General features: G+C 62.0%; 18 protein-coding genes. 13 read left to right on the top strand and 5 right to left on the bottom strand.

What is annotated here, in order from left to right:
* Nucleotides 1-129: 129 nt before the first annotated feature.
* A complete protein-coding gene (locus GTP46_RS12360; protein ID WP_202414260.1) occupies nt 130-1,779 on the top strand; it encodes a beta-barrel assembly-enhancing protease in 1,650 nt (549 codons plus the stop codon).
* On the opposite strand, the gene GTP46_RS12355 is transcribed toward GTP46_RS12360, so the two are convergent.
* The 4 genes from GTP46_RS12355 to GTP46_RS12340 are packed head-to-tail and all read right to left on the bottom strand — an operon-like array spanning nt 1,737 to nt 3,944.
* On the bottom strand, nt 1,737-2,327 hold the full coding sequence (locus GTP46_RS12355) for a DUF2946 family protein (protein WP_161006942.1): 591 nt from the start codon (nt 2,325-2,327) through the stop codon (nt 1,737-1,739). The genes GTP46_RS12360 and GTP46_RS12355 overlap by 43 nt on opposite strands.
* Nucleotides 2,320-3,279 (bottom strand): YheT family hydrolase, encoded by a 960-nt coding sequence (locus GTP46_RS12350; RefSeq protein ID WP_161006941.1) that lies wholly within the window; start codon nt 3,277-3,279, stop codon nt 2,320-2,322. The genes GTP46_RS12355 and GTP46_RS12350 overlap by 8 nt, the downstream gene beginning before the upstream one ends.
* Before the next feature lie 21 nt (nt 3,280-3,300).
* Nucleotides 3,301-3,723, bottom strand: a complete 423-nt coding sequence (locus tag GTP46_RS12345; protein ID WP_161006940.1) for a YybH family protein — start codon at nt 3,721-3,723, stop codon at nt 3,301-3,303.
* Between the two features lie 26 nt (nt 3,724-3,749).
* The gene (locus GTP46_RS12340) at nt 3,750-3,944 is read right to left on the bottom strand and encodes a zinc-finger domain-containing protein (protein WP_161006939.1); all 195 of its coding nucleotides are present in this window, start codon (nt 3,942-3,944) and stop codon (nt 3,750-3,752) included.
* A gap of 134 nt (nt 3,945-4,078) precedes the next feature.
* Here GTP46_RS12340 and GTP46_RS12335 point away from each other — a divergent pair, with 134 nt between their 5' ends.
* From GTP46_RS12335 to GTP46_RS12280, 12 genes are all read left to right on the top strand, one after another.
* The gene (locus GTP46_RS12335) at nt 4,079-4,825 is read left to right on the top strand and encodes an AzlC family ABC transporter permease (protein WP_161006938.1); all 747 of its coding nucleotides are present in this window, start codon (nt 4,079-4,081) and stop codon (nt 4,823-4,825) included.
* Nucleotides 4,818-5,150, top strand: a complete 333-nt coding sequence (locus GTP46_RS12330) for an AzlD domain-containing protein (RefSeq protein WP_161006937.1) — start codon at nt 4,818-4,820, stop codon at nt 5,148-5,150. The genes GTP46_RS12335 and GTP46_RS12330 overlap by 8 nt, the downstream gene beginning before the upstream one ends.
* 67 nt (nt 5,151-5,217) lie before the next feature.
* Nucleotides 5,218-6,435: a phosphoglycerate kinase gene (locus tag GTP46_RS12325; protein WP_161006936.1), complete on the top strand. Its 1,218-nt coding sequence runs from the start codon at nt 5,218-5,220 to the stop codon at nt 6,433-6,435.
* A gap of 180 nt (nt 6,436-6,615) precedes the next feature.
* Nucleotides 6,616-8,064 (top strand): pyruvate kinase, encoded by a 1,449-nt coding sequence (gene pyk / locus GTP46_RS12320; protein ID WP_161006935.1) that lies wholly within the window; start codon nt 6,616-6,618, stop codon nt 8,062-8,064.
* Nucleotides 8,065-8,185: 121 nt separating this feature from the next.
* Nucleotides 8,186-9,250, top strand: a complete 1,065-nt coding sequence (fba, locus tag GTP46_RS12315) for a class II fructose-bisphosphate aldolase (protein ID WP_161006934.1) — start codon at nt 8,186-8,188, stop codon at nt 9,248-9,250.
* A gap of 100 nt (nt 9,251-9,350) precedes the next feature.
* The gene (locus tag GTP46_RS12310) at nt 9,351-10,244 is read left to right on the top strand and encodes a phosphoribosylaminoimidazolesuccinocarboxamide synthase (protein WP_161006933.1); all 894 of its coding nucleotides are present in this window, start codon (nt 9,351-9,353) and stop codon (nt 10,242-10,244) included.
* Nucleotides 10,245-10,247: 3 nt separating this feature from the next.
* A complete protein-coding gene (purE, locus tag GTP46_RS12305) occupies nt 10,248-10,748 on the top strand; it encodes a 5-(carboxyamino)imidazole ribonucleotide mutase (RefSeq protein WP_161006932.1) in 501 nt (166 codons plus the stop codon).
* 1 nt (nt 10,749) lies between these two features.
* Nucleotides 10,750-11,958 (top strand): 5-(carboxyamino)imidazole ribonucleotide synthase, encoded by a 1,209-nt coding sequence (locus tag GTP46_RS12300; protein WP_161006931.1) that lies wholly within the window; start codon nt 10,750-10,752, stop codon nt 11,956-11,958.
* Nucleotides 11,955-13,028 (top strand): L-threonylcarbamoyladenylate synthase, encoded by a 1,074-nt coding sequence (locus GTP46_RS12295; RefSeq protein ID WP_161006930.1) that lies wholly within the window; start codon nt 11,955-11,957, stop codon nt 13,026-13,028. The genes GTP46_RS12300 and GTP46_RS12295 overlap by 4 nt, the downstream gene beginning before the upstream one ends.
* Nucleotides 13,029-13,133: 105 nt before the next feature.
* Nucleotides 13,134-14,675 (top strand): alpha/beta hydrolase, encoded by a 1,542-nt coding sequence (locus GTP46_RS12290; RefSeq protein ID WP_202414246.1) that lies wholly within the window; start codon nt 13,134-13,136, stop codon nt 14,673-14,675.
* A 172-nt stretch (nt 14,676-14,847) separates the two neighbouring features.
* On the top strand, nt 14,848-16,224 hold the full coding sequence (locus tag GTP46_RS12285; RefSeq protein ID WP_161006929.1) for an SGNH/GDSL hydrolase family protein: 1,377 nt from the start codon (nt 14,848-14,850) through the stop codon (nt 16,222-16,224).
* A gap of 25 nt (nt 16,225-16,249) precedes the next feature.
* Complete coding sequence (locus tag GTP46_RS12280; RefSeq protein WP_161006928.1) at nt 16,250-16,930, top strand: OmpW/AlkL family protein; 681 nt, start codon at nt 16,250-16,252, stop codon at nt 16,928-16,930.
* Nucleotides 16,931-16,985: 55 nt separating this feature from the next.
* On the opposite strand, the gene GTP46_RS12275 is transcribed toward GTP46_RS12280, so the two are convergent.
* The coding region (locus tag GTP46_RS12275) for an IS3 family transposase (RefSeq protein WP_161006927.1) at nt 16,986-17,077 on the bottom strand (92 nt) is incomplete at its 5' end.

The following is a 17,077-nucleotide window of genomic DNA, read 5'->3' as shown; positions in this document are numbered from 1 at the left end:
GCGGCGTAAAATGAGTCATAATCTGGCGCTAAGCTTTAGCAACCCTGTTGCGGATATCATATCACTGTGAAAGCAAAATCCTCCTACCCACTCCGCCTGCGCGCGGTCGCCGCTGCCCTGCTGCTCGCCATGCCGATGGCGATGGCGCAAAACGTGCTCGCACCGGCCAAGATTCCCAACCTGCCAGCCCTCGGCGGCACCGAAAGCCAGGATTTGTCGCCGCTGATGGAGCGCAAGCTGGGCGAGGAGATCATGCGTGATATCCGCCGCGACCGCGATTATCTCGACGACGGCCCCATCCTTGAGTACATGAACACCTTCGGTAACGCGCTGGTGGACGCCCGTCCCGGCGCGCGCGGCGAGGCCAAGTATGATTACTTTTTCTTTGTGGTGCGCGATCCGCAGCTGAATGCATTTGCGCTGCCGGGCGGCTTCATCGCCGTGCACTCGGCGCTGCTGTTGCAGGCGCAGACTGAATCCGAGTTGGCTTCGGTACTGGGCCACGAGATCGGCCATGTGGTGCAACGGCACATCGCCCGCTCCATCGGCCAGCAGAAGCAGGATGCGCTGATTCCGCTGGCCGCCATGATCCTCGCAGCGCTGGCGTCGCGCCAGGGCGGTGACGCGGCGATCGGTGTATTCCTCGGCGGCCAGGGCCTGGCCATCCAGCGTCAGCTGAACTTTGGCCGCGACGCTGAGCGCGAAGCCGACCGCATCGGTTTCCAGATCATGGGCGAGGCCGGTTTTGATACCTCGGGCATGGTGGCCTTTTTCCAGCAGATGCAGGCGTCGACCCGCAACTATAGCGACCTGGTGCCCGCATGGCTGCTGACCCACCCGTTGACCTCGGAACGTATCGCCGACATCCAGGCCCGCATCCGCGAGCAGCCGTACAAGCAGCGCTCCGACAGCCTGGACTTTTTCCTGGTGCGTTCGCGCGCCCGTGTGCTGCAGGACCAGACTTCCAACGGCTATAACGAAGCCAAGTTGTTCTTCCAGGCCCAGATTCTGCAGGAGAGCTGGCAGCAGAAGGCGGCCGGCCAGTATGGCATGGCCTTCCTGAGCATGAAGCAGGGCGACACGGTGGCTGCGCAGAGCTGGCTGGACAAAGCGCTGGAAACGGTCAACCGTCCGCCGCCTGCCGGTGTGCTGGGCGTTGTCCGTCGCGACAAGGCGGAAACGATTTTTGCCGCCACCTCGATCGAGATCAAGCTGGCGCAGCCAGATAACAAGACGGTGCTGGCCAAGGCCGTGAAAGAGGCGGAAGCGGCGCACCTGAAATTCCCACTGTCGCGCGGCATCGCGCATCAGTATGGCGAGGCGATGCTGGCGGCCGGCCAGCTGGAAGAAGCTGGGGTGTATTTGCGCGATCAGGCGCAGCTGTACCGTGAAGATATCGAGGTCTACGACATTCTGGCGCGCGTGTATTCGCAGCAGGGCAAGCTGGCCTTGCAGCACCTTGCGCTGGCTGAGTCGTACGCGCTGCAGGGTGGCACCATGTCGGCGCTGGATCAGCTGAACTACGCGCGCAAATCGCCGGATGCGTCGTTCTACGACCAGTCGCTGATCGATGCGCGCGAACGCGAATTGCAAGCGCGTCGCCGTGAAGAGATGGGCGACAAGGGCAAGAAAGATATGGCGGAATCGCGCCCGGCCTTCAAGGCCGAGCTGAAGTCAGGCACGGAAGCCAAGAACAGCAGCAACAATCCGTTTGCCAGCCCGCTCGACCGTTTCCGTCAGGGCTCGACCGGCGCCGATGGTACGCTGACGAAGCCGTAACGCGCCGCCAACTGGTCGGCGCCGATGCGCTCGACGGCCACGTCGTCCAGCGTCAGCGCGCCTCGCACACGGCCTTCGATCCACTCCAGCAAAACTTCATCTTCCACTGCTGCGCCGTTGAGGCGCAGGCGTGGCAGCACGTCGGCGAAATCGCGGTCGTCGAGTTGCGCCACCACCTCGCCGCGCTGCAGGATCAGCGCGCCAGTGTCGGTCAGTATGACTGCCTCTGGCGTCCCCAGCGGCGCGCCGGTGTGCAGCAGCCAGCCAGCTGCTGGATCCGTGCGCACGATGTAGGGCGTGGCTTCCAGCTGCACAAACACCCGCTGCGGACCGTTCTGAAAATACCAGCAGCCGCGCTCATTCACCGCGTAATTGCGCGTAATGAAGCTGACCAGCGCCGCGTTGTTCAGCTTGTCGCCGGGCAGGTTGAAGTGCTGGGCGCGTTCGTCGCGCATGCGCCAGTTGCCGCGCGCGTCGAGCGCCAGCCAGCCGTAGCAGTGCGGCACATTAGGCCACTTGGCCAATGCTTGTTTGACGATGTCATCCATGTTGTTCGAGAAAAGTAAGCAGCTTTTTGGGCAGCCAGTTGAGGCGGCCCGGCGGCCCGCCGACAGCAAAGCCAACATGGCCGCCATGCTCAGGATAATCCAACACCACGCGCGACGACGCACGTTGCGGCAGGTGGCGGCCCGGCAGGAAGGGATCGTTTTTTGCGTTCAATACCAGCGTCGGCACCGTAATGTCGGTCAACACGTGCTTGGCGCTGGCGCGGTGCCAGTAGTCGTCGGTATCGCGGTAGCCGTGCAGCGGCGCGGTGACTACGTTGTCGAAGGCATACAGGTCGCGCGCCGCGTGCAGGGCGTCCAGATCGAACAGGCCGGGGAACTGCTGTAGTTTGGCTACGCACTTTGGCTTCAGCGTTTGCAGGAACATGCGCGTGTAAATCATGTTGAAACCGCTCGACAGCGACACGCCGCCTTGCGCCAAGTCCAGCGGCGCGGAGACGGCGCAGGCCGCATTGACAAAATCGGCGCGGTGCTGCGATTCGCCCAGCCAGCGCAGCAAGGCGTTGCCGCCCAACGAGACGCCGGTGGCGTAGAACTTGCCGTTGTCGTGTGCCGTCTGTTCACGCTGGGCGTGCAGGCGGCGAATGATCCAGTCGATTTCGGCCGCGTCGCCGGAATGGTAGAAGCGCGGCGCGCGGTTCGGCTCGTCAGAGCAGCCGCGGAAGTGCGGCACGGCGCCGGACCAGCCGCGTGCCTGCACGTCGGCCATCAGGGCGCGCGCGTAGTGGCTGTCGGACGAGCCTTCCAGGCCGTGGAACAGCACCACGAATGGTTTGCCCGGTTGGCCGTCGACAAAGTCGACATCGATGAAGTCGCCGTCCGGTGTATCCCAGCGCTCGCGGCGAAAGGTGACCGCCGGCTTGGTGATCGCAATCGCCGGATAAATGGTTTGCAAATGGCCGCTAGGCAGCCAGAACGGTGCGGTGTACTTCACGGCAGTTTATGAATACAGATATCAGTGCAGGATAGGCGTGCTCGTATCAACCGGCGCAGGACCGGGGGCGATCGAGACATGATGCAGCACGATGCGCCAGCCGCGTGGCGTTTTCGCATACACATTGGTGGCAACCAGATGCGCCGGCTCGCCGGTGGCAGCGGTGCTGCCCTCGATCACGGTATGGACCGAGCTCATCAAGGTATGGGTTTCGTGCAGTTGCGACGGCAGGATGTGCAGGCCGCCATGCTCAAGGATGGCGGACCACGAGGAGCGGATCGCCGCGTGCCCGATCAGGCGCGGCCCGCCCGGATGTACGCAGACGATCTCGTCGTCATCGGCCCACAGGGCCATCAGCGCCTCCAGGTCAGCCCGGTTGAGCGCATCGTAGAAAGCCGCTTCAGTTTCAGCGGCGCTGCCGTAGTGCGCTTTCTTGGCTGGCATGGTGGCGTCCGGTACGTGGCGGTGGCTTAGTGGTGGCCGACCACGGTGCCCGGCTTCAGGCGGTAGGCGGTGCCGCAATATGGGCACTTGGCTTCGCCGTGGTTGAATTCGAGGAACACGCGCGGGTGCGACGACCACAGCGGCATGGCTGGGTTAGGGCAGTGGGCCGGCAGGTCTTTGCCATCGAGTTCAACAGCGGCGGCGGTGTTAGGGGTGGTCATTCTGGTGGCTCCGGATGGCTGAGAGAAAACCACGATTTTAACGGATTCGCGCACCGAGCAAAAATCGTCGGTAAAATAGCGCCTCCACAACCCCGGCGCCGCCCCTCCTGTGGCAGGAATGCCACACGCTATCCATGACTGAATCGAGCAGCACCGCCAGCGTTCCCTGTGTCGCGGCCCACCACGAACCCTCCTGGCGCGAAGGCGTCAAAACCGGCCTGCCGTCGCTGTTTGGCATTGGCGCATGGGGTTTGGTGGTCGGCATTGCGATGGTCAAGTCCGGGCTCACCATTCCGCAGGCGCTGGGCATGACCTTGGTCGTGTTTGCCGGCTCCGCCCAACTGGCCGCTTTGCCGCTGATCGCCGCAGATGCCCCAATTTGGGTGATATTTGCCACCGCACTGGTGGTGAATCTGCGTTTTGTGATCTTTTCCGCCTTGCTGGCCCCACATTTTTCCCATTTGCCGTGGCGCCAGCGCCTGACGCTGGGCTACGTGGCTGGTGACATGACGGTGGCCTTGTTCCTGCAAAAGTACCCATCCGAAGCGCCGCAAGTCGGCAAATTATCGTATCTCAAAGGTTTGCTGTACCCCAACTGGGCCTCGTGGCAGATCGGCTCGATTGCCGGTATCTTCCTCGGCAGCACAGTGCCGCCGGAGTGGGGCCTGAGTTTTGCCGGCACCTTGGCCATCATTTGCGTGATGATCCCGCTGATGGTCGGCCGTCCGGCGCTATGCGGCGTGCTGGTGGCTGGTGCCGTGTCGGTGCTGGCGGCTGGTTTGCCGTACAAACTGGGCTTGCTGCTGGCAGTGCTGGTCGGCATGCTAAGCGCGATGGTCATTGAAGAAACCGCTGAAAAATGGAGAAACAAGCGTGGCTGATTGGGAAATCTGGCTAGTGATCCTGGTGCTGGCGCTGGCCACTGCCTGCACGCGCAGTTCGTTCTGGCTGGTGGGCCAGCACATCAATATTCCGAAACGGGTGCAGGAAATGCTGCGCTTTGCGCCAGCCTGCGCGCTGGCCGCCATTGTGGCGCCGGACCTGATTCTCGCCGCGAACGGCCAGCCAGTGCTGGATGTCAGCAACCTGAAACTGGTATCCGGCATTGTGGCGACGATCTATTATTTGCTGCGACGCAATATGTTGGAGACCATCGTCTTCGGCATGGCTTTCTTCACTGCATTACGACTGATGCATGTAACTTAATAACAGAAAAATCACCCCGGGCTTGCGGTAAAATAGCGCTCTTCCTACAACTCGACCTTGGGTAGCCATGTCCGCTGTTCTGAACTTCATCCGTCTGCAAGACCTTATCGATCAAAACGCACTGCAAGGCAAGCGCGTTTTCATCCGCGCCGACCTGAACGTGCCGCAGGACGATGCCGGCAATATCACCGAAGATACGCGCGTTCGCGCTTCGGTTCCCGCCATTAAGGCAGCAGTTGCCGCCGGCGCCAAGGTCATGGTCACGTCCCACCTGGGCCGTCCAACCGAAGGCGAGTTCAAGCCGGAAGACAGCCTGGCGCCGGTCGCCCAGCGCCTGTCCGAGCTGCTGGGCCAGCCGGTTGAACTGAAGCAGAACTGGGTAGACGGCGCTGGCCTGGAAGGCCTGCAAGCTGGTCAGGTTGTGCTGCTGGAAAACGTCCGTGTGAACAAGGGCGAGAAGAAGAACAGCGACGAACTGGCGCAGAAAATGGCCGCTTTGTGCGACATTTACGTCAATGATGCTTTCGGCACCGCCCACCGCGCAGAAGCCTCGACCCACGGCATCGCCAAGTTCGCGCCCATCGCAGCCGCTGGTCCGCTGCTGGCGGCCGAACTGGACGCACTGGGCAAGGCGCTGGGCGCACCAGCCCGTCCGCTGCTGGCCATCGTGGCCGGCTCGAAAGTTTCCTCCAAACTGTCGATCTTGAAAGCACTGGCTGACAAGGTCGATAACCTGATCGTTGGTGGCGGCATTGCCAACACCTTCATGAAGGCCGTCGGCCTGAACATTGGCAAGTCGCTGGTGGAAAACGATCTGGTTGACGAAGCCAAAGCCATCATCGACATCATGGCCGCACGCGGCGCGCAAGTGCCGATTCCAGTGGACGTGGTCTGCGCCAAGGAATTCTCGCCGACCGCCGCTGCCACCGTAAAAGAAGTCAAAGATGTCGCAGATGACGACATGATTCTCGATATTGGTCCTAAAACCGCAGCCCTGCTGGCGCAGCAAATCGCTGCTGCCGGCACCATCGTGTGGAATGGTCCGGTAGGCGTGTTCGAATTCGACCAGTTCGCTGAAGGCACCAAGACGCTGGCGCTGGCCATCGCCCAGTCGAAGGCGTTTTCGATCGCCGGTGGTGGCGACACCCTGGCTGCCATTGCCAAGTACAACATCGGCGAGCAAGTGGGCTACATCTCCACCGGCGGCGGCGCTTTCCTGGAGTTCCTGGAAGGCAAAATCCTGCCAGCGGTCGAGATCCTGACCCAACGCGCCGCAGCGAAGTAAAGCCTGGTAAATAGTACGGTCGTGCTTTGTAGCAAATTAACAGTAGAATCCGTGTTATGCCTGTGAAGAGCATCAAATCTGTAGCAAATCTACAGATTTGATGACTAAATCACAACGAATGCATCTCCCGGGTTTCCACTCTGTGGAAACTGTTCGCATGACCTACCGCTAAGGAATACTATGTCTCGTAGCACCAAAATTGTCGCCACGATCGGCCCAGCTTCTACCGACTTCAACGTACTGGTCAAAATGATCCGTGCCGGTGTGAACGTCGTGCGCCTGAACTTTTCGCATGGCAAGGCACAGGATCACATCGACCGCGCCAAGCTGGTACGCGAAGCCGCCGCCGAATGCGGCCGCGAAGTGGCGATCATGGCGGACATGCAGGGCCCGAAAATCCGCGTCGGCAAATTCGAGAATGGTAAGATCGAGCTGACCAAGGGTGACAATTTCATCCTCGATTCGAAGTGGGGCGAGAACGGCGAACTGGGCAACCAGGAACGCGTCGGCCTCGACTACAAGGCGCTGCCGCAAGACGTGCGCCCGGACGACCAGCTGCTGCTGAATGATGGCCTGATCGTGCTGGTGGTCGACAAAGTGATTGGTAGCGAGATTTACACCACCGTGAAAATCGGTGGCGAACTGTCCAACAACAAGGGCATCAATCGCCTGGGGGGCGGCCTGACCGCACCGGCGCTGACCGCCAAGGACATGGAAGACATCAAGACGGCAATGAGTTTCCAGTGCGATTACCTGGCAATCTCGTTCCCGAAAAGCGCAACCGATATGGAAATGGCGCGCCAGCTGGCCAACATCGCCGGCGAGCCATTCGGCCACAAGCCGCTGATGATCGCCAAGATCGAGCGTGCCGAAGCGATCCCGCTGCTGCAGGAGATCCTCGACGCATCCGACGGCATCATGGTGGCCCGTGGCGACCTGGCAGTGGAAGTGGGCAATGCCGCCGTGCCGGCGCTGCAAAAACGCATGATCCGCATGGCGCGCGAGTCGAACAAGCTGGCGATCACCGCGACCCAGATGATGGAGTCGATGATCTTCAACGCCGTGCCGACCCGCGCCGAAGTATCGGACGTGGCCAACGCCGTGCTGGACGGCACCGACGCCGTGATGACGTCGGCCGAAACCGCGTCGGGCCGCTACCCGATTGAAACTGTAGAAATGATGGCCGCCATTTGCGTGGAAGCCGAGCAGTCCGAGTACAACAAGCTCGACGCCGACTTCGTGAATGTGACCTTCAGCCGTATCGACCAGTCGATCGCCTACGCGGCGCTGTTCACCGCGCACCACTTGGATGTGAAGGCGATTGTGGCGTTGACCGAGTCCGGTTCGACCGCACTCTGGATGAGCCGCCACAACATCGACACGCCGATTTTCGCGCTGACGCCGTCGACCACGACGCTGCGCAAGGTAGCGCTGTACCGCAACGTCCAGGGCTACAATCTGGCGCAGGAGGGTAGCAGCGCTGCCGTGCTGAAGCAGGCCGAGCAACTGTTGGAAGCCAAGGGTATCGTCAAGAAGGGCGACACCATCGTGGTCACCTGGGGCTCGCCGATGGGCCAGGTGGGCGGCACCAACGCACTGCGTATCGTCAAGGTCGGCGAATTTAGTTAAGCCGTCGTCGTTCCCGCGAAAGCGGGAACCTATGCTGCGCCGGAATGGCAGCTGAAGTATGGGCCCCGGCTTGCGCCGGGGCGACGGCGTGACAGGTTTTTTTATTGTTTGGAGTATTACCATGTCCCTCGTATCCATGCGCCAACTGCTGGACCATGCTGCTGAAAACGGCTATGGCATCCCTGCGTTCAACGTCAACAATCTGGAACAAGTGCAGGCCATCATGGCCGCTGCCGATGCGCTGAACGCACCGGTGATCATGCAAGCTTCGGCTGGCGCGCGTAAGTACGCCGGTGAAGCCTTCCTGCGCCACCTGATCGACGCCGCTATCGAAGCGTATCCGCACATCCCGGTCGTCATGCACCAGGATCACGGCCAGTCGCCGGCAGTCTGCCAGGCGGCTATCCGCTCCGGCTTCACCTCGGTGATGATGGACGGCTCGCTGGAAGCCGACGGCAAATCGGTCGCTTCGTACGAGTACAACGTCGACGTGTCGAAAGAAGTGGTGAAGTTCTCGCACGCCATCGGCGTGACGGTGGAAGCCGAACTGGGAGTGCTCGGTTCGCTGGAAACCATGAAGGGCGATAAGGAAGACGGCCACGGCGCCGACGGCCTGATGACCCGCGAACAGCTGCTGACCGACGTCGCGCAAGCCGCTGACTTCGTGCAACGCACCCAGTGCGACGCGCTGGCGATCGCCATCGGCACCTCGCACGGCGCTTACAAGTTCACCCGCAAGCCAACCGGCGACATCCTGGCCATCGACCGCATCAAGGAAATCCACGCCCGCATCCCTAACACCCACCTGGTGATGCACGGTTCGTCGTCGGTGCCGCAAGAACTGCTGGCCATCATCCGCGAATTCGGCGGCGACATGAAGGAAACCTATGGTGTGCCAGTTGAAGAAATTCAAGAAGGCATCCGTCATGGCGTGCGCAAGATCAACATCGACACCGACATCCGTCTGGCGATGACTGCTGCGACCCGACAATTCCTGTTCGAAAACCCATCGAAATTCGACCCACGCGACTTCCTGAAGCCAGCCCGCGCTGCCGCCGAGCAGATCGTGCGCGCCCGCTTCCAGGCATTCGGCTGCGAAGGCCAGGCGTCGAAAATCAAGGTCATCCCGCTGGAAAAAATGGCTGCGCGTTACGCCGCCGGCGAGTTGGCCCAGATTGTGAAGTAAAATAACGGGTTAGTCCTTTTGGATTAACCTCGACTCTTCAACCGGCGAACGAGGGAACTCCTCACCGCCGGTTTTTTGCTTTTTCATTACATTCCCTGCTATGAACAGCCTCTACCAGTCTTCCATCAAGTCCCTGCCACTCCTCGGCCACGGCAAAGTCCGCGACAACTACGCTGTCGGCGATGACAAAATCCTCATCGTCACCTCCGACCGCCTGTCGGCTTTCGATGTTGTCATGAATGAACCGATTCCCGGCAAGGGCAAGGTACTGAACCAGATGACCGATTTCTGGTTCTCGAAACTGGGCCACATCGTCCCTAACCACCTGACCGGCGTCGCGCCAGAGTCCGTGGTTGCCGCTGACGAAGTGGAGCAGGTCAAAGGCCGCGCCGTGGTGGCCAAGCGCCTGAAGCCGATCATGGTGGAAGCCGTGGTACGTGGCTACATCATCGGTTCGGGCTGGAAAGACTACCAGGACACCGGCTCGATCTGCGGCATCAAGCTGCCGGAAGGCCTGCAACAAGCTGAAAAGCTGCCACAGCCTATCTTCACGCCAGCCGCCAAGGCCGACCTGGGCGAGCACGACGAGAACATCAGCTTCGCTGAAATGGAAACCCGCATCGGCGCCGAACTGGCTGCCAAAATGCGCGACGTCGCCATCCAGCTGTACACCGAAGCCTCGGAATACGCTGCCACCCGCGGCATCATTATCGCTGACACCAAGTTCGAATTCGGCCTGGACGAAAACGGCGTCATGCACCTGATGGATGAAGTGCTGACCGCCGACTCCTCGCGCTTCTGGCCTGCTGACTCGTACGCTACCGGCATCTCCCCGCCATCGTTCGACAAGCAATTCGTGCGCGACTACCTGGAAACCCTGACTTGGGGCAAAACCGCACCAGCGCCTGCGCTGCCGGCGGAAGTCATCGAGAAAACCCAAGCCAAGTACTTCGAAGCCATCGAACGCCTGACCGGCGAAAAGCTGAAGGTTTAAGCGATGACTGATCAGAACAAACCTCTGGTGGGTGTCATCATGGGCTCGTCCTCGGACTGGGACGTGATGCAAAACGCGGTCAACATCCTCAAGCAGTTCGGCGTGCCGTTTGAAGCGCAAGTGATTTCGGCCCACCGCATGCCGGACGAGATGTACGCTTACGCCAAGAGCGCCCGTGCGCGCGGCCTGCGCGCCATCATCGCCGGTGCCGGCGGTGCGGCGCACTTGCCGGGCATGGTGGCTGCCATGACCATCGTGCCGGTGCTGGGCGTGCCTGTGCCGTCCAAATACCTGCGCGGCGAAGACTCCATGCTGTCCATCCTGCAAATGCCAAAAGGCGTGCCGGTGTCGACCTTCGCCATCGGCGAGGCGGGCGCCGCCAATGCAGCGCTGACCGCCGTCGCCATGATTGCATCGACTGATGACGCCCTGGCCGACAAGCTGGAAGCCTTCCGCGTATCGCAAACCGAGGCCGCCAAGGCCATGAAACTGCCGCTGGAATAAGATGACTGATCCGAAGTACACGTCCATCCTGCCTGCCGCCAATCCCCCAGCCTGGCTGGGCGTGATGGGTGGCGGCCAGCTGGGCCGCATGTTTGCCCAAGCCGCACAAGCCATGGGCTATCAGGTTGCTGTGCTGGAGCCGGCGGACGCCTGTCCTGCCGGCCAGGTTGCGCAGCGCTTGGTCAACGCTGGCTACAGCGACGCCGCCGGCCTCGACGCACTGGCCGCCCAATGCGCCGCCGTGACCACCGAATTTGAAAACGTCCCTGCGGACAGCCTGTCGCGCCTGGCGCAATCGGTGTTCGTGGCGCCGAACGCGCATGGTGTGTCGGTAGCGCAGGACCGCATTGCCGAGAAGAGCTTCTTCGTTGGCTGCGCGGACAAATCTGGCGTCATGCCGGCGCCGCACAAGGTGATCGCCTCGCAGGAAGACATCGACGCCATCGATGACAAGCTGCTGCCGGGCATCCTGAAAACCGTACGCATGGGCTACGACGGCAAGGGCCAGGTACGCGTGACATCGCGCGCCGACGTGCAGGCCGCGTTTGAATCCATGGGCAAAGTCACCTGCCTGCTGGAGAAAATGCTGCCGCTGGCCTACGAGGTGTCCGTCCTGACCGCGCGCGGCCATGACGGCGAATCGGTGGTCTACCCGATCGCTGAAAACGTCCACCGTGACGGCATCCTGTTCACCACCACCGTGCCGGGCCCGAACGTGTCCGACGAGAGTGCCCTGAAAGCGCAGCAGGCGGCGCAAGCCATCGTGGCCGAGCTGGGCTACGTGGGCGTGCTGTGCATCGAGTTCTTCGTGCTGACCGACGGTTCGCTGGTGGTCAACGAAATGGCGCCGCGTCCGCACAACAGCGGTCACTACACCATGGACGCTTGCGTCACCAGCCAGTTCGCGCAGCAAGTGCGTGCCATGGCGCGCCTGCCGCTGGGCGATGTGCGCCAGCATTCGCCGGCCGTCATGCTCAATATTCTGGGCGACGTCTGGTTCGAAGGCGATAGTGCGGTTGAAGGCGAGACTGCGCGTGAACCGGCATGGGATCAAGTGCTGGCGCTGCCAGGCGCCAACCTGCATCTGTACGGCAAGGATGATCCACGCCGCGCCCGCAAGATGGGTCACCTGACCTTCATCGCGCCGACGCTGGCACAAGCGCAGCAGCAGCTCAACGCCGCTTGCGTGATTTTGGGTATTGCACCGTGAAGCAGCCATCCGCCACCGTAGCCGATCAAGCGGCCATCGCTGAAGCGGCAGCCGTGCTGGAAGAGGGCGGTCTGGTCGCTTTCCCGACCGAGACCGTCTACGGCCTCGGTGCGGATGCGGAAAACCCGGCTGCCGTGGCGCGCATCTATGAAGCCAAGGGCCGTCCGCATGACCATCCAGTGATCGTGCACGTCGCGCCCGGCGCCGATCTCGACTACTGGGTCACCGATGTGCCGGAAGCAGCACGCAAGCTGGTGCAAGCCTTCTGGCCCGGTCCGCTCACGCTGATCCTGAAACGCCATCCGCAAATTCCTGATGCCGTCTCGGCGGGGCAGGATTCGGTTGGCATCCGCTGCCCGTCGCATCCGGTGGCGATCGCCTTGCTGAGCGCCTTCAAGGGTGGCAAGGGCGGCGTGGCCGCACCGTCGGCCAACAAATTCGGCAACGTCAGCCCGACCACCGCGCAGCACGTGCGCGACGAGTTCGGCCTCGACGCCCATGACGACGGCGCCCTCAACGGCGACGCCGCCTGCTCGGCTTCCGCGCTCAGCGTGGTGCTGGAAGGCGGCGCCAGCCAGGTTGGCATCGAATCCACGATTGTCGACATGTCGCGCCTGACCACCCACGGCCCGGTGCTGCTGCGTCCCGGACACATCAGCGCGCAGCAGATTGCCGACGTGATCGGCATGTTGCCGGCCGCACCGGACCAAGCCGCACCGCGCGCCTCCGGCACACTGGAATCGCACTACGCGCCGCGCACCCCAGTCACCATGCTGGCCGCTGAGGCTCTGCTGGACGCACTGGCCAAGCTGCAAGCCAAGGGCGTCAAAGTGGCGCTGATCAGCCATGCGCTGGACGCGCCGGCCAAGGCCCAGCGCCAACTGCCAGCCGACCCGGCCGGCTACGCTTACGGCCTGTACGCCGCCCTGCGCGACATGGACCAGACCGGCTCTGACCTGATTCTGGTCGAAACGCCGCCGCAAGACAGCGCCTGGCTGGGCGTCAATGACCGCCTGCGCCGCTCGGTGTTCGGCTCGGCCGGCATCGTCGAGCAGCTGCTGCAAAAATAAGTTTTTATTGTTGCAGCGCGAGCGGTCGTTCTCTCATTGCTTTCCTGATAAGATGACTTCGTTGCCGGCCGAAAATCTCGCCCGGCCATCTTGCAAGGATGCATTATGCGCGACGCTCGTTTGGCCCTGATTCCACTGGTTTTCACGTTGGCTTCCTGTGGTGGTGGAGGCGGCAGTTCCGGCAACCAGACCGACGCCGTGGTGGTCACGCCGCCAACGCCGGTGTCGCTGCGTGGCCAGCTGATCGGCAGCGCCACCGTGGCACCGATCACGGTCAGCAGCGGCGTCACGGTCAACACCCTGGATTCGGCCGCCTTCAAGACCCTGCTCGACATGCAGACCGACTACGGCACCGCCGTCACCGGCAACCCGAATTGCTCCATCACGGTCTATTCGATCAAATACCACACCATCGATTCGCTGGCTGCCGACACGCCAGCCGGCGCCGCCATCTACGTTCCGTCGGGCGGCAATGCCGTTTGCCAGGGCAGCCGTCCGGTCATGCTGTATGCGCACGGTACCTCGGTACAGAAGAGTACCGACATGGCCAACCTGTCCGCCAGCGAAACGCGCCTGATCGCCGGCATGTTTGCCGCGCAAGGCTACATCGTGGTGGCGCCGAACTACGTGGGTTACGCCGGCTCCACCGCCGGCTACCACCCTTACCTGGACGCCGAGCAGCAATCGGCCGACATGGTCGACGCCTTGCGCGCCGCCCGCAGCGCTTTCAGCGGCATCGGCGCCAGCGCCTCATCGCGGCTGATGGTGACCGGCTACTCGCAGGGCGGCTTCGTGGCGTTGGCCACGCAGCGCGCCATGCAAACCAAGTACGCGTCGGAATTCACGGTGACGGCGGCGGCGCCGCTGTCCGGGCCATATGCGCTGAGCCAGTTCGGCGACGGCATCTTCGGCGGCGCGCCGACCACCGGCTCGGCCGGCTTTATTCCCATGCTGATCAACGCCGGCCAGCGCGCCAGCGCGGCGCTGTACACCAGCACTGCCGACGTCTACGAAAGCAAGTACGCCGGCGGCATCGAGAACCTGTTGCCGGGCACGCAAAGCCTGGGTGAGCTGGTGACGGCAGGCAAGCTACCGGATGATGTGCTGTTTGCTGCCGATTCGCTGCCGCAGGCGGCCGGCTACGGCAGCTTCTTCGGTCCCGACCATCTGATCAAGACCAGCTACCGCGACACCTACCTGGCTGACCTCAAGGCCAATCCGTGCAATGCCAGCAGCGCCAAGCCACTCAGCTGCACGCCGGGGCAAGCGCTGCGCAAGTGGCTGGTGAAAAACGATTTGCGTACCTACACGCCGACCGCGCCGCTATTCCTGTGCGGCGGCGACGCCGATCCGCTGGTGCCATATAACAACACGACCGCCACTGCCGATTATTTCCGCGCCCAGGGCAGTAGCAGCTTGCAGTTGACGGTGCTGAATGTGGATGACACTTCGCTGCTCGGTCCCTTCCGCACCACGCGGGCGGAATTTGCCACTGCCAAGGCACTGGTGCGGCGCATTGCGCTGGAGCGGGGCAACACTGCGGCCGAAGCTGACCAGTCCGTGAAAGACTCCTACCACGCCGGTTTGGTGGCGCCGTTCTGCCTGCGCGAGACGCGTACCTTCTTTGATTCTGCAGCATCGCGGTGAGTGGATGTTTGATATAGATTAATATCCGCCGAGCAAGCGTTCTTTTTTGCTCACAAACCCCGGTTTTTAGTGGCGTTCCTCTATACAAGTGTTGTCAAGACTGGCATATTAGTTGGGTTGCGAATAGCACGGCCGTTCGTAACACTAGCCAAAAATATCTTGAGGAGACAACATGCGTCACACGAAACTTGCACTCGCTGCAATGGCCCTGGCCGTCCTTGCGGGTTGTGGTGGTACCGACCCAGCACCCGGCAATCAATCCGTTAAAGTCAAATACAGCGCGCAGGTGTCGTTTGGCGATAGCCTGTCCGACGTCGGTTCCTACGCCGTCGGCACCGTTGCCGCACTGAAAGGCGGTAAATTCACCATCAACGGCGACAATACCGCCGTCAATTCCACCTTCACTGGCAAGAACTGGACTGAGCTGCTGGCCGCCCAGATCGGTGCGGCCGCACCATGCGCCGCCGTGACCGGCCTTGATGGCGACGCCACCAAAGGCTTCTCCGTACCAGCAACGGCGCACGCCGGCTGCTACGGCTACGCCATGGGCGGTTCGCGCGTGACCAATCCGGTCGGCCCGAGCAACAAACTGACCGGTAGCGCGCTGGGCGCGCTGACCTACCCGGTCGCGACCCAGATCGCCAACCACCTGAAAGCCGTTGGCGGCAAATTCAAGGGCGACGAGCTGGTGCTGGTGATGGCCGGCGGTAACGACGCCCTGTTCCAGCTGGGCGCATTGAGCGCGGCAGCCACCGCAGCCGGCACCACCGCTGGCGGTCAAGCCTACGTCCAAAGCCTGGTCAGCCAGTTGGCCGCCAAGGCCACCAACCCAGCCACCGCTGCCGCCGCCATTACCGCTGCCGTTGGCGTTGAAGCCGCACGCACTGGCAGCACCCAGGAAAGCATTACCCTGGTGGCCATCGGCGCTACCGCCATCCAGCCGGGCGCTTCGAGCGTTGCTGATCCAACTGTCTACGGTCCTATCGTCGCTACCGCCAAGACCACTGCCACCACCGCCGGCGCCAAAGCCGGTGCTGACTATGCCGCTGCTCACGGCACCGATCTGGTGACCGCGATGGGCCAGGCCGGCACTGAACTGGTGGCACTGGTGAAAAGCCAGCTGATCGCCAACGGCGCCAACTACGTGGTGGTGAACAACCTGCCGGATGTGGCTACCACCCCAGCGGGCCGTTCCAAGGATGCATCGACCCAGGCCCTGATCAACGCCATGGTTACCGCCTTCAACACCGCCCTGAGCACCGGTCTGTCCGGCGAGTCGAAAGTGGTGCTGGTGGACGTGTTTGCAGTGAGCCACGACCAGGCCACCAACCCAGCGCCATACGGCCTGACCAACGTGTCTGAAACCGCTTGCGACCTGACCACCGCCAAGAACCCACTGGGTAGCTCGCTGGTGTGCAATGCCAGCAATCTGAAGTCGGGCGATGTCAGCCACTGGTCCTTCGCGGACGATGTGCACCCAACCCCATACAACAACCTGCTGCTGGCACGCTATGTGTCGATGGCGCTGGTGACCAAAGGTTGGCTGTAATCACACATCACAATTCGGAGACAATATGAAGAACACGGTAAAACTGCTGGCGCTGGTCGCCGCAATGACGGTAGCTTCGGCAGCCTCGGCACAACAAGAGGCTGGCACCTGGCTGGGTACGCTGGGCGTCAACAAGATCACCCCAAAAGTGGATTCGGGCGACGTGTCGGCGCCAGCGCTGCCGCACACCAAGACCGACGTCGGTTCGGACACCAAGCCACGCTTCACGATTGGCTACATGGTGACCGATAACATTTCGGCCGAGCTGGATTTGGGCCTGCCGTACAAGCACGAGCTGACCGGCGCCGGCGCCATCAACGGCACCGGCAAGCTGGCGACGGCAGAAGTGCTGCCGCCGACCGCTTTCATCCAGTACCGCTTCCTGAAGGCTGACTCGATGGTGCGTCCATACGTCGGCCTGGGCCTGACCTACGCCATGTTCCAGAAGGAACGTGGTTCGGCCCAGCTGACGGCAGTGCTGAACACCGGCGGCCAGCCAGCAACGTTCAAGCTGGATGACAAGCTGACCGCCAGCTTCCAGATCGGCGGCACGGTGAAGATCAACGACAAATGGTTCGTGGATGCGTCGGTCATCAAGACCAAGCTGAAAACCACGGCTCACTACTCGACCGGCCAGACCCAGGAAGTACGCCTGGATCCGCTGGCAGTGAACGTCAGCATCGGCTACGCCTTCAAGGGTTGGTAAAAGTAAAAACCGCTGCCTAGTGAACTGACCCCAAATAGTTGGACGGTTTAGTTTGCTAGGCATGCAAGGGCTGAGTTCTGTATTGCACAGGACTCAGCCCTTTTAGTTTCATCTTAATACGGTCGTAATTGTAATAGCGGATGTACT

The sequence above is a fragment of the Duganella flavida genome, from assembly GCF_009857445.1.
GTDB classification, from domain to species: domain Bacteria; phylum Pseudomonadota; class Gammaproteobacteria; order Burkholderiales; family Burkholderiaceae_D; genus Rugamonas; species Rugamonas flavida.
Note: the sequence above shows the minus strand (reverse complement) of the source record. Positions and strands in the feature narration are given on the sequence as shown.

What these genes read in the sequence shown, in the direction of transcription:
- GTP46_RS12325 (WP_161006936.1), top strand. Translation starts at nt 5,218, where the DNA reads ATGTCCGCTGTTCTGAACTTCATCCGTCTGCAAGACCTTATCGATCAA.
- GTP46_RS12345 (WP_161006940.1), bottom strand. Translation starts at nt 3,723, where the DNA reads ATGCCAGCCAAGAAAGCGCACTACGGCAGCGCCGCTGAAACTGAAGCG.
- purE (WP_161006932.1), top strand. Translation starts at nt 10,248, where the DNA reads ATGACTGATCAGAACAAACCTCTGGTGGGTGTCATCATGGGCTCGTCC.
- GTP46_RS12280 (WP_161006928.1), top strand. Translation starts at nt 16,250, where the DNA reads ATGAAGAACACGGTAAAACTGCTGGCGCTGGTCGCCGCAATGACGGTA.
- GTP46_RS12300 (WP_161006931.1), top strand. Translation starts at nt 10,750, where the DNA reads ATGACTGATCCGAAGTACACGTCCATCCTGCCTGCCGCCAATCCCCCA.
- GTP46_RS12355 (WP_161006942.1), bottom strand. Translation starts at nt 2,327, where the DNA reads ATGGATGACATCGTCAAACAAGCATTGGCCAAGTGGCCTAATGTGCCG.
- GTP46_RS12335 (WP_161006938.1), top strand. Translation starts at nt 4,079, where the DNA reads ATGACTGAATCGAGCAGCACCGCCAGCGTTCCCTGTGTCGCGGCCCAC.
- GTP46_RS12340 (WP_161006939.1), bottom strand. Translation starts at nt 3,944, where the DNA reads ATGACCACCCCTAACACCGCCGCCGCTGTTGAACTCGATGGCAAAGAC.
- GTP46_RS12310 (WP_161006933.1), top strand. Translation starts at nt 9,351, where the DNA reads ATGAACAGCCTCTACCAGTCTTCCATCAAGTCCCTGCCACTCCTCGGC.
- GTP46_RS12360 (WP_202414260.1), top strand. Translation starts at nt 130, where the DNA reads ATGCCGATGGCGATGGCGCAAAACGTGCTCGCACCGGCCAAGATTCCC.
- GTP46_RS12290 (WP_202414246.1), top strand. Translation starts at nt 13,134, where the DNA reads ATGCGCGACGCTCGTTTGGCCCTGATTCCACTGGTTTTCACGTTGGCT.
- GTP46_RS12285 (WP_161006929.1), top strand. Translation starts at nt 14,848, where the DNA reads ATGCGTCACACGAAACTTGCACTCGCTGCAATGGCCCTGGCCGTCCTT.
- fba (WP_161006934.1), top strand. Translation starts at nt 8,186, where the DNA reads ATGTCCCTCGTATCCATGCGCCAACTGCTGGACCATGCTGCTGAAAAC.
- pyk (WP_161006935.1), top strand. Translation starts at nt 6,616, where the DNA reads ATGTCTCGTAGCACCAAAATTGTCGCCACGATCGGCCCAGCTTCTACC.